Annotated in this window: 9 protein-coding genes; 2 read left to right on the forward strand and 7 right to left on the reverse strand. The window is 35.2% G+C overall.

The genetic code is table 11. The annotated features are described in order from the left end of the window. Positions 1-540: 540 nt before the first annotated feature. Positions 541-1,992, forward strand: a complete 1,452-nt coding sequence (cls, locus tag TX86_RS16375) for a cardiolipin synthase (protein ID WP_042350603.1) — start codon at positions 541-543, stop codon at positions 1,990-1,992. A 200-nt stretch (positions 1,993-2,192) separates the two neighbouring features. Here the strand turns inward: cls and TX86_RS16380 are convergent, their stop codons facing one another. The 6 genes from TX86_RS16380 to TX86_RS16405 form a co-directional block, all read right to left on the reverse strand. Beyond that, a complete protein-coding gene (locus TX86_RS16380; protein ID WP_042350604.1) occupies positions 2,193-3,371 on the reverse strand; it encodes an NAD(P)/FAD-dependent oxidoreductase in 1,179 nt (392 codons plus the stop codon). Positions 3,372-3,410: 39 nt separating this feature from the next. Then, positions 3,411-3,851: a helical membrane plugin domain-containing protein gene (locus TX86_RS16385; protein WP_042350606.1), complete on the reverse strand. Its 441-nt coding sequence runs from the start codon at positions 3,849-3,851 to the stop codon at positions 3,411-3,413. Positions 3,852-4,249: 398 nt separating this feature from the next. Further along, complete coding sequence (locus TX86_RS25855; protein ID WP_052343711.1) at positions 4,250-6,145, reverse strand: S-layer homology domain-containing protein; 1,896 nt, start codon at positions 6,143-6,145, stop codon at positions 4,250-4,252. Positions 6,146-6,297: 152 nt separating this feature from the next. Further along, positions 6,298-7,773, reverse strand: coding sequence for a glycoside hydrolase family 32 protein (locus TX86_RS16395; protein WP_042350607.1), 1,476 nt, complete (start codon positions 7,771-7,773; stop codon positions 6,298-6,300). Positions 7,774-7,871: 98 nt separating this feature from the next. Beyond that, positions 7,872-9,326 carry a sucrose-specific PTS transporter subunit IIBC gene (locus TX86_RS16400; protein ID WP_042350609.1) on the reverse strand — a complete coding sequence of 485 codons (1,455 nt, stop codon included), beginning with the start codon at positions 9,324-9,326 and terminating at the stop codon, positions 7,872-7,874. A gap of 124 nt (positions 9,327-9,450) precedes the next feature. Further along, on the reverse strand, positions 9,451-10,437 hold the full coding sequence (locus TX86_RS16405; RefSeq protein WP_042350610.1) for a LacI family DNA-binding transcriptional regulator: 987 nt from the start codon (positions 10,435-10,437) through the stop codon (positions 9,451-9,453). 662 nt (positions 10,438-11,099) lie between these two features. Here TX86_RS16405 and TX86_RS16410 point away from each other — a divergent pair. After that, entirely contained in the window at positions 11,100-11,900 is an 801-nt protein-coding gene (locus TX86_RS16410) for an enoyl-CoA hydratase/isomerase family protein (protein WP_042350611.1), read from the forward strand. A 209-nt stretch (positions 11,901-12,109) separates the two neighbouring features. Here TX86_RS16410 and TX86_RS16415 read toward each other — a convergent pair whose 3' ends face one another. After that, entirely contained in the window at positions 12,110-12,946 is an 837-nt protein-coding gene (locus TX86_RS16415; protein WP_042350612.1) for a hypothetical protein, read from the reverse strand. Positions 12,947-12,973 lie beyond the last annotated feature (27 nt).

The following is a 12,973-nucleotide window of genomic DNA, read 5'->3' on the forward strand; positions in this document are numbered from 1 at the left end:
ATTGACGTGTTGTCTTGTTTAGTTTTCAAAGATCATTTCCGCTGCCGTTACAGCAACTTTTATATAATAACATTTTCTGTTGTTTCTTGTCAACAACTTTTTTATTATTATTTTTCATCGCTCTCAAGCGACTTTACTAAGATAACATTTTCATCATTATGTTGTCAATATTTTTTTCACTTTAAACAATCATAATGCGAAGTATACTTGTTTCTTAGTTTTACAACTACACCAGAAGAAATATATTTTCAAATACTATATCGCCTCAGGAATTACTATATTACTATCAAATATTCCAACAGTCAATAACTTTTTAAGAAAAATTAATAACAGAGCTAATATACTTCAATCCACCCAACAAAATAACAAGAACTTTAAGGTTTACGTTGATATGTTTCTGATAATATTACTATATATCATCCTTCCCCTTTAACAGGATATTACTTACTACACATACTAGTAAAATAAACTATGGTCGTCTAATACACACTAGTTTACAACGAACAACAACTCAGATTTTTGAAAGCTCGGTGAAATTATATGCTGTCATTTCTTTGGAACTTCATGTTAATTATTAATATCATCCTTATTCTTGTAATGATATTTCTAGAAAGAAAAGAGCCCGTTTACATATTTGCTTGGATGTTTCTTCTTCTATTTATTCCATACATCGGATTCATTCTCTATTTAATTTTTGGAAATGGTCCGCGGTTTAGAAAACGAAAGAACTTTCATATAAAAAAGAAATGGGATGATTTATATACAACTTATATGACTAAGCAACAAGAACAAATTGAAATCTATGAAGGCAAGGAAGAGATTTATAAATCATTAATGATGTTTAATTTAAATGCCAATAAAAGCTTCTTTACTACAAAAAACCATGTCAAAATCTATACCAACGGCAAAGATAAATATTATGATTTATTTGCAGATTTACGCCAAGCTACGGATACTATTCATATTTTGTATTATATTTTTCGAACAGATGAAATTGGAAAACAATTAATTTCAATCCTTGAGAAAAAAGCTGAAGAAGGTGTAGAAGTACGAGTAGTCTACGATGACATCGGAAGTTTACACACATCATTATCATCTTTCCAAAATCTTATTGAAAAAGGTGGTAAGGTATTTCCTTTCTTTCCATCAAAATTAAAAATCCTTGGTCCGAACATCAACTATCGGAACCATAGAAAGATTGTAGTAATCGATGGAATAATTGGTTATACAGGTGGCATGAATATTGGCATCGAATATGAATCAAGAGATCCCAAGCTTAGTCCTTGGAGAGATACACATATACGTTTAGAAGGTGAAAGTGTCGAAATGCTACAAATTCGATTCCTTCAAGACTTTGGATATGCTTCACATGAGGAAATAGACGATGCAAACTTAAAAGAAAAATTCAAAAAGTTTTTCCCAAAAAAAGATTGGAGCCATTTAAGAGACCAGTATGTACAAATTGTTTCAAGTGGACCTGATACACGTGGAGAAGAATTGAAAAACGCCTTCATTAAAATGATTTACACAGCCAAGCAGTCCATTGATATCCAAACACCTTATTTCGTACCTGATTCAGCATTCCTTGAAGCAATCAAAACAGCTTCTCTATCTAAAGTAAGAGTTCGATTGATGGTTCCCCGTAAAAACGATAACCGCTACGTGGATCGAATTATTTCCTCTTACGTAAAAGAGCTTCTTGAAGTCGGTGTAGAAATTTATCAATATGAAGGCTTTATCCATGCCAAAACCATGACGATAGACGATTGCGTCACTACAATCGGAACTGCAAATTTAGATATAAGGAGCTTCCAACTTAACTTTGAAGTAAATGCTTTTATATATAATTCTACTACTTCAAAAGATATGACAGCCATTTTTGAAAGTGATATTCAAAATTCACATCGTGTCACTTTAGAAGATGAAGCAAATAAAAAATGGTATGTAAGAGTTGAGGAAAGCATTTTCCGGTTATTTTCACTAGTTATGTAAAAAAGCTGGGACTGGCCCAGCTTTTTTATGCCTTCAAAGAAAGTTACATCAGCTTTATAAACTAGCCTCGTATGTACATCCCCATATATAACAAAATATATCTATATGAAAAAAACCAAGAATACTCACATCAGTGAGCAATCTTGGGTTTCTCTAAAACTATCAATCACGCTTTATTCGCACACTAACTAATCTATTGCTTAATAAGTTAAAGCAAATAATCCTTTGATATGAGACAAGTAACGAACATTACTTGCTTCTTTCATAATTGTTGCTGGTAAACCTTTAAGTTGAGCTGAGTTAGCTCCAATTGCAGCAACAGCATCTTTACGACCTAAGCTTGCAAGTGTACCAGAGTTAATTGGTGAGAATGTGTCCATTGCTTTGTTTTCTAATAAGGCGTATAAATTGTATCCAACAAGCTCACCCATTTGCCATGCGATTTGTGCAGTTGGAGGATATGGACGACCATCTGGAGCAAAGTAAACAGCGCTATCACCTACAACAAATACATCTTTGTGAGAAGTAGATTGTAAGAAATCATTTACAGTTGCACGTCCACGATTCACTTCAAGACCTGATTCGCCTACTAGTGGGTTACCTTGTACTCCACCAGTCCAAACAAATGTGTTAGCAACAATTTGTTGACCATCTTTAAGATCAATTACGTTACCTTTAACATTTGTTACAGGTAGACCAGTTAAGAATTCTACTCCACGTGATGCCAAGCTTTCAGTTGCACGTTCGATTAGTGAATCAGCAAGCACTGGAAGAATCTTAGGACCCGCTTCAACTAATTTTAACTTGATGTCTTTTACATCTACACCGTATTTCTTAGTAAGAGCAGGCATAATATCAACTAGTTCACCAACTAGCTCAACACCAGTTAGTCCGCCACCGCCGATAACGATTGTAGCATCCGCTTCGTCTTTAGTTTCTGCATATGCACGAATGCGATCTTCAATATGAGCATAAATCTTATTAGCATCATTTGCTGATTTTAATACCATGCTGTACTCTTCTAATCCTGGAATTCCGAAGTACGCTGTAATACTTCCTAATCCTACGACTAATGCATCATATGATAAAGAAGAACCATCATCTAATTTAACTACTTTGTCTTCAACTGAGAAACTATCTACTTTAGCAATGCGAAGGTCAATATCTTTACCTTTGAATAGCTTTTGTAATGGTAAAGCAAGAGCTTGCTCATTGATATTTCCAGCTGCTAAACGATGAAGTTCAGTGATGATTTGGTGAGTTGGAAATTGGTTAACTACAGTAACTTTAGCTTCTGATTTATTTAAATACTTACGTACGGTTAAAGCTGAAAGAAGTCCGCCATAACCTGCACCTAGAATGACAATATGTTTTGACATTGTAAATCCCCCGTCCTTACTAATTGAATGTATAAAGAATTACTTTTGGCTGTTACGTTCAGCAGACACTTCTAAAAATGCATTTACAAAACGGAATAGTTTTTGTGCTTGAGGGTCTTTAAGTAATCTTAAAAGACCGAAAAGACCAATTACTTCACTGCTTTCTTCAGCACGATCTTTTGCTTCAATAGCATTAGCAGTAATGTTCTTCACAGATTTCGTCACAGGTCCTAATACGTCTGTAATTGCACCCATAGTATCTTTCTTTAATACATCATCAGTAATTACTAGCTGTGCAAAGTCATAAGACTTAGTCAAAACTGTTACTAGTTCAGTAAGTTTTGGTAGTTGTTCTACTAATACCGTCAATGAATCCTGAACTTCAGGTTTTAACAACTGATCAAGTATATCTTGTTGTTGATTAGCAGCCACTTGTACAGCTTCTTGTTCAGCTTTTGCTTGCGTGATTGTTTCTGACATATCCCATTCTCCTTTACGATACGATAAACCATACCGCGTATTTGTCGGGAATTAAAGGATTCCCATCTCCTATAAAATTTCCTTAAAACCCCATTTAACCATAAAAGGAAATTTGTAAAGCATTGCACAAACTCACATAAAAGTTAATTAGGCATCACGAAAATATTACAATATAACGAATTTTTTTTAAATAAAAAAAGCCTAAAAAAATAAACTTTTTTTAATCTTTACTTAATAATACGCCTTATATAGAACTTTTACCAATTAAATGATTCTTTAAACCTATTTAATACTGGCTAATTAATACCAATCATTCTACTATTGAACTAGATTACTATACTTCTAGCAAAAGAGGTTGTCCCATTGTTTGAACTTAGGGCAACCTCTTCCAACTTAATTTATTTTGTTTGTAGAGTCAAATTATAAAGCACTGTCATTAATTGTGCTCTCGAAATAGGTGTATCTGGTTTAAAAGCTTCGAGATTTTGTTCACTACCATATCCTTGAACAACATTCTGCTCATATAGCCATTGAACAGCTTCCTGTAGTGTAATATCCGACTTCACGAATATTTTCCCTAACAAAACAGCTGCTTCTCCACGTGTTACTATTGCATTCGGTTTCTGCTTCAAGTTAATTCCTGCATCTTTAGCAAGTGCATAAATTGCTTCAATAGATTCATCCTTTAAAGGCGTTCCTAATTTATATCGGAATAAGACTTTTAGAGCCTGGCTTTCTGTGATGTTTTGTTCTGGTTTAATACGTTTTTCATCCTCGTAGCCTATAATAATACCTTTATTAAGTGCCCACGCAAATGCTTCAGACCAATATTCCCCAGTCTTATAATCACTATACATCGTTGGATCGACAACCGGTTTCTCAGCCACTTTACCTGTTTTCATCCAACTAGCCAAATCCTTAATCACACCTTCTGAAATAGTACCTGGTGTTAAATACTCTGTTGTAAAGTTCACTTCACCTGCATACTCTGAAAGTGTATGAAACATATTTGGATATAATTTAAATTGAACATTTTCTTTTCCTTGCAGCGTTTTTCTCCATTTATCAAATTCAGTTACAGGAACTTGAAGATCCTTTCCTCCTTGAATGAATAACATTGGTACATTTTGCTCTTTAGCACCATCAGCTGGTACATAATCACGCAGATTATACCACCAGCTCCACCCAGGTGCAGTATGAAAATCTTCAGGAGGATTTTCTAATGAAAATTTCGAATCATTTACTAAAGCCATTTGTTCTTTAAAATCTTTAATATACGCTTCCATTGATGCAATTTGTTCAGCTGGTACTTTCTGTTTCTTCATTTGATCTAATTGCCACTCCAACTGCCATTGAAGAATATCTTGGAACTTACCGGCCGGACCAGCTGCTCCTATTACCCCTTTAATACTCTTATCCTTATCACCTTGCAAAATTAAAGGAAGTGCATACGCACCTTGACTGTGCCCAAGGACAAAAATATTTTTAGCATCAATCTCTGGAGTTGTCTTTAATAAATCGACTGCTAAATTTGCATCAAGTACGGTTTCTTCTTGAATCGTGCCAGTATGAGTAGGAGCGAATACAAGCTTTGCATTATGAGTCAGCGTTCTCTTCTCATATCGAAGTACTGCAATTCCCTCGTTAGCCAACCCAACAGCTAAATCCCTAAATGGCTTATGAGAATAAAAACTTTCATCCATATCATGAGGGCCAGAACCATGCACAAGCACTAAAACAGGAAACGGACCTTCACCTTTCGGAATCGTTAACTTACCCGGAAGAGCGTATTCATCTTTTCCAATAACAACATCTTTCTCTGTATAATTCTTCAAATCATAGGACGGTGTAATATACTTAACACCAGGCGCTACTTGCGTAAGCATAAAATCATCGACGAGACCATTCTTATTAAATCTTAACTGAAACTCAAATTCACCTGAACTAGTTGTACATATGTAAGTGACCGTTGTATGAATCGCATTATGTTTTACATCCTTAAATGCAATGTTAGAAATAGCACCGTATGTTTTTGAAAAGCCAGTCCACCATTCTAATAATAAAGGTTTAGTTACATACTTCTTTAAGTTATCACTGAGTGAATTATGAACTTCATCCCATTTCTCAGTTTTAATACTTAAGATCAAACCGTTTGCAATGTTTTCATAGTTTACTTGCTTGATAGATTCTTCCGCATGAACCGATTGTGTTGTAAATGAGAGACCTGCAAGACTAGTTAAGCTAAGTGAACTTGCTAACAATAGATTACTAGCGATTTTACTTTTCTTACCCATAGTATTCCTCCTTGCTTTTTCTCTTATCTTATCATCGAGCGCACTATCAATACTACAAAATTTGGTAATATTAATAAAATTTGTATATAAGGTGTGTCAATCTACTCAACTACAAAAAAAGCATCCATCAAATTTGATAGATGCTTTTAGTTTTATTTAGTAATATCCCACTTTCTTGCGTCAAATTGCACTGTACCATTGTAAGAGAAGAAGCGAATATTCCTATCCTCTTTGTTTGGGAAAATGCGAGCAGTGAATACTTCTTCACCATCATTAATGAAGACTTCTACAGATGATGTATCTACGAACATATGAAACTTAATTGTTTCAGCATCCATATAACATGCTCTTGTTGTTCCAAATTCTTCTCCAACTGCTTCACCAGATTGACTTCGATCTAAGATTATTTTCTTCTCTTTTCTATTATAAGTAATGACTGTTTTGTTTGTTTCCCCAGCTCGGAATTCAATTCCAAATGCATGAGCATCAGCACTTGTCATTTCACAGATCATCTCATAAACAGTACCTTGTAAATCAAAATTTGCTACTGTTTCATTTTGTATCATTCCATTTACTTTCTGCTCATTTGTACGTAATTGTTCAAGCTCTTTTACCGGCTTTTGAATAAGCTTATCACCTTTAACTGTTAATTCTCTTGGCACGGTTAAGCAATGCGCCCAGTCATTTCGATCAGTTGGATATGCAATTTCAGGTAATCCCATCCATCCGACAAGTATGCGTCGCCCTTGTGGATCAAGTGTAGTTTGAGGAGCATAGAAATCAAATCCTCTATCTAATTCATGAAACTCACCATGCTTGAACGTACGATTAGGCATTGTTAACGGGTTACCTATTATATAACCTGATTGATAAATATTTTGATAGTTATCACCAGAAGGCTCTACCCCTTGCGGAGAGAAGATGAATACCCCTTTATCATTCAATACCATATAATCTGGACATTCCCACATAAATCCGAAATCTTTTAAGTTTGTTTCAAGCTCTCCCTCAAACTTCCACTCTTTCAAATCTAGTGAACTGTATAGAACTGCGCAACCAGTTTCGTTTTCTCTTTGAGCTCCAATAATCATATAAAATGTATCATTCTCTTTCCAAACTTTTGGATCGCGATAATGATCTGTGTATCCAATAGGTACGGATTCAATAACTGCTTTTTCCTGCTTCTTTACAATATAATCTTCATCCATAATAGCTAGCGCCTGATATGGATAGCGCACCCAGTTCTTATCACGCACATTTCCTGTATATAATAAATGAAGCTTTCCATCATGTTCAATTCCACTACCTGAATAAGCTCCATGACTATCATAATAATATCCTGGTTCAATACCTACCCCGTGGTAATTCCAGTTAACTAAATCCTTTGATGATGTATGATACCAATATTTCAATCCGTGCACTGGTCCTAACGGAAACCATTGATAAAATAAATGATATTCGCCGTTATAATAGCAAAATCCATTCGGATCATTTAGAAGGCCTGTTGGTGGTTGAATATGAAAATGCTGTCTCCATTCACATTGCTGAACTGTCATTTCTAATTGTTTTAACTCTTCCGCACTTGCTTCCTGTAAGCGGCGATACCGCCTCTCTCTTGTCCATTCCATACAACGAATTCTCCTCTATAATAAACATTTGATTCTAATAAAAGTTTTAAAAACAAACGAAGGGAAATCAATTTATGATTCCCCATCTCGTTCTATCATTAAGCCGCTTGCTGATTTACACTGTTGTTTTTCTTTTGCTTCATTGCATCACGTTTACCTAACACAATCGTTACAGTAAATGCTACACCAATACTAATCGCCATACAGATGATATAGTGGAAGATTGAATTTGGTGCGATTGATATAATACCAGGTAATCCCGCTGCACCTAATGCAATTGCTTTTACTTTGAATAAAGAAATGAAAGCTGCACCAGTTGCAGAACCAATAATTGCTCCAATAAATGGATAGCGTAATTTCAAGTTAACACCGAATAATGCTGGTTCTGTAATACCAAGAAGTGCTGAAATACCTGCTGCCGAAGCAACACCTTTCATTTTTGATTCTCTAATTAGTAATAACGCTGCTAATGTTGCTCCACCTTGTGCAACGTTTGACATCGCCGCTACAGGGAAAATAAATGATCCACCCGTTTTCGCAATATCGGCAATTAATTGCGTTTCTACTGCAATAAAGCTATGATGCATCCCTGTGATAACAATCGGCGCATACAATAAACCGAAGATTGCTCCACCAATCATACCTGTTGTGTCATATAACCAAACTAATCCGTCTGTTAATAAGTTACCTGCACCACGAGTAATTGGACCAACAAAAACAAATGTCAGAACACCCGTTACAAAGATTGCTACAAGAGGAGTAATTAAATTATCTAAGAATGATGGCACTCTTTTTCGTAAAAATAATTCAATTTTTGCTAAGATGAAAGAAGACACTAAAACGGGAAGAACGGTTCCTTGATAACCTACTTTCTCGATTTCTAAACCAAAGATATTCCAAACTGGCACTTCATTATTGGCTACTGCATCCGCATAGCCATAACCATTCAATAAGTCCGGATGCACCATTAACATCCCAAGTGCAGCTCCTAAATACGGATTTCCTCCAAACCTTTTTGTTGCGGAGAAGCCTATTAGAACAGGTAAGAACACAAATGCCGCGTTAGCAAATGTATTAATTAATGCCGCTAAATCAGCCATTTCTGGATAAGCTTCGATTAAAGATTTCCCTTCAATAAAGAAATCTTGCGCCGTTAATAGGTTGTTTAAACCCATTAATAAACCGCCAGCAACGATTGCTGGAATAATCGGTACGAAAATATCAGAAAGCATTTTAACAAATTGCTGTAACGGATTCATTTTCTTCGTACTAACAGAACTAACCTCTTTCGTAGACATTTCTGTTAAGCCCGTCAGTTCACTCAGCTCTTTATAAACAATATTTACAATTCCAGCTCCAAGAATAATTTGGAACTGACCTGCTGTTGAAAACGTACCTTTAACTATATCAATATGATCAAGCTTAGCTTGGTCGATTAATGTTTCATCATTAATTACTAGACGTAATCTTGTCGAACAATGCGCAGCTGCTGCAACATTATCCTTACCACCAAGAGCTTCAAGAATTTCTTCTGCTATCTTTTTGTGATTCATTTTAGTCTCACCCTCCATTTTTGAAATTGGAACCGGTTCCTTGTCGTTGCAAAAAAATACCTAACAGGAACCAATTAGTCACCGACTCATAAATGGAACCGGTTCCTGTTAGATTATAAAGGCATTATTTTTTTGTGTCAACGCTTTCACGACTAATAACTTCAAAATCCACGATGGAAGTTGATGGTACTTTTTCTTGATTAATAAGCTTCACCATATTTTGAGCTGCTAATTTTCCACCCTTTTTATAATGAAACTTGACAGTTGTAATTTCTGGATTTGTAAATTCCGTCATGCTATAACCACCAAATCCAGTAATAGAAACATCCATCGGAACAGTTAGCTCACTCTTTTGTATCGCTTTTAAAGCACCGAATGCAATATTATCCGTTGCACAAACAATTAAACTCGGCTGGAAATCCTTTAATATTTCAGGTACACATTCAACTGCGTCTTCAATTTTAAAGCTTGTTTCATAGTATCTCACATCACAATTTTTATATTCACTGACCGCTTGTTGGAATCCCTCTTTTCTTCTAATCCCAACGGCAATATCCTTTTCCGTTACACCTAAAAAGGCAATTCTTCGATGTCCTTTTTGTAATACCACTTTCCCTAATTCATATGCGGCATCGTAATCATTGTGAATAACACTGTATATTTCCTCATGTTCCTGACCAACAATAATAGCAGGAATATCAGACTGGTTAAATGCTTTAATATGCTCTTCCGTAATAACTGTAGCAAGTAGTATAATTCCAGCTACTCTTTGCTTCTGTAATGTATATATATTTTCAATTTCGCGCTGTATATTTTGACTTGTATTCAAAATTAAAACTTGGTAATCATAATCTCTCAACTGCTCATCGATTCCAATAAGCGTTTGGTTCGTAGCGAATGAATCTAAACGGGGTACAATTGTTCCAATAATTTTCGTTTGTTTTGCCTTTAAGCTTTGAGCAAATCGATTTGGTGAATAACCGGTTTCTGAGATAACCTCTTCAATCCGCTTACTCGTTTCTTTGCTCACTGACCCCCCGTTTAAATAACGAGAAATCGTACTCTTCGCAAACCCCGTAATTCTCGCAATATCCGCAATTGTAGTTGCCATCAAACGTTCCTCATTTCAACAATAATACAATGATTATACAATAAAAACTGAAGTACCGGCACCGGTCCTTTTTGATAAGTGAATTTACTTCATTGGTTTTACTTCCAATCAAAAAGGAGCTATGCGGCAGGCATAAGACGAGTCGTTCTTTGAAACCCGCTTTTGGTTTCAAAAACGGATTGGCTTATGACAGAGTATAGCAGGTGGAAGGTTGGACAATAGAAAAGTGGAAGCGACCGTTTTGCTCCGTATGGACTGGAGCCCATCGACTGAGATAAAGGAAACACGAAGAGACGATAGGCGATTCAATGTTGACTAATCATAGGGAGATTGGCGAAGTCCACTAGGAGCTGGTCGCTGGAGCTAGACAAACTGAAATACCGGCACCGGTCCTTTTTGATTGTTTAATCAAAAAATCGTAAGTCGCATAAAAAAGCACCAGTCCTTGTTTTATAACAAATCAAAAAAGAGCTATATGGTAAACATAAAATAGAAACGAAAAATACCGTCACCGCTACTTAAACACCCTGTATTAGTACAATATTTAAAATTTTCTATATATTAACCCTTTTAATTAGAGTCCATGCTCATCTTACACTATAATGAAGATATAGAAATGTTTTGACAACAAATGACAAAGTTAGAAATGGGGAGAATCTAGCATGCAAGTAAAAATTAACCGCATGGAAACCGAACAAGCAAAAATCGTTCTTCAAGAAACAGCTGGGCTAGCTATAATTACTATTCATCGCCCTCATTTAAAAAATGCTTTAACTGCAAATATGTGGAACCAACTTGCAGAAACCGCCTTACAAGTACTTGAAAATCCCAAAAACAAAGTTTTGTTATTAAGGGGAGCTGGAGAGCAATTAACTGCAGGTTCGGATATTAAAGAATTTAATCAAATGACTTTAGAGGAAGCTGAAAATGCATTTGTAACAATGGAAAAAACGATTTCTACATTCGAATCTCTACCTATTCCAACCATCGCTGTTATTAACGGTCCTGCAATGGGAGCTGGGTTAGAACTAGCTTTAGCATGTGATATTCGAGTTGGATCAGAAAAAGCAAAATTAGGAATTCCAGTTGGAAAATTAGGAATTACTTTAAACAATAAATTTGCTCAAAGACTTGTTAATTTAATTGGTCCAAGTATGGCGAAGGATTTAGTATATACAGGTCGAATTTTAAAATCTGAAGAAGCGTACCGAGTAGGCATGCTCAATTATGTTGTAAAAGAAAAAGATTTAGACCGTTATGCTATTCGTATGGGGAATTTAGTAGCTTCTCAATCACCAGCATCTTTACTTGCAATTAAACAAGCAGTACAAGAATGTGTTGAAAGTGCTCCTGTACTGTGGAAAGGCTCAACTCCTTTTGTTGATGCAAATGATTTCCCAGAAGGAATTGCAGCATTTGTTGAGAAGCGAAAGCCACAATTTATTCGTCGTACAAAAAAATAAAAAATGCCAAAAGAATTTCACTTATTCTTAACAAACTCCAAGTAATATATGTTGCATAGGAAATTTATTAATTGTGTCAAAATTAAAGTTTAGTTTTATGTCAGAATCACTTGTTAAAAAAAACACCTTTATGAACAAGGTGTTTTTTTATTTCTATATAGATTTAGACGCTGTTGTTTTTCGCTCAGCTAACTGTTAGTCATACAAACTCATCCACTAATCAATACACTTTCTTTTTTCTTAACTGTTGATGTAGATGTTACATGGATATAAATTGAATTAATCTCTATATTCAAAAATTCTAAGAAGCGTTGGTGAATTTCACTCTGTAATTCACCCATTATTTCAAAAATTTCATACGTTATAGGAAACACAATTCCTACATTCAAATTTACAGAAGGATGCCCTTCTAAAAAAATTTTAATAGAATCATAATGTAAAACATAAGGATTCATTCGACAAATTTCTTCCACAATATCTATAAATACTTTTTTTTCAATGTGAATACTCCCTTTATGGAAGTCAGGAAATACTATAGTTGTTTCTCCTATTCGTTCTTTTTTATTTGAGAAAATCTCCATCCCTCGTTGGATTAACTTCTTAAAAAAGTTTTGTTCCACTTGTCTATAAGGAATCGGTATAACGTGCTTTCCTTCAGTCTTTCTCACATATTGTGCCATCTTGATTTCACTCGAAGTACGAATATCTTCCACATAATAATGATGTTGAATCTTTCCCATTTCTAGACGATCCGCAATTAACTTTGTCATTCGATCCGATGTTCCAATAATAAGAATTTTACCTATAAAATAGCTTTTCAAAGCTTGTTGCACTTCTTTTCGATGGCTTTCATCAGTAAATGTAGCACGTTTAACAGCAGCCAATGTATATTTCTCAAACTTAGCTGATGTTCCAGCAACTTTTTGACCATTCACAATTAATAACCCATCATCAATAATGGCAGGAATCTTCTTCTGATGAGCAAACGCCAATGCACTTGTACTTTTACCTGTGCCACTTGAACCACTTAACGAGAAAATTTCCATTCCCAACACCCGATTTTCTTTTTTCTA

The organism is Bacillus massiliigorillae (genome assembly GCF_000380245.2).
Taxonomy (GTDB): domain Bacteria; phylum Bacillota; class Bacilli; order Bacillales; family DSM-1321; genus Bacillus_AD; species Bacillus_AD massiliigorillae.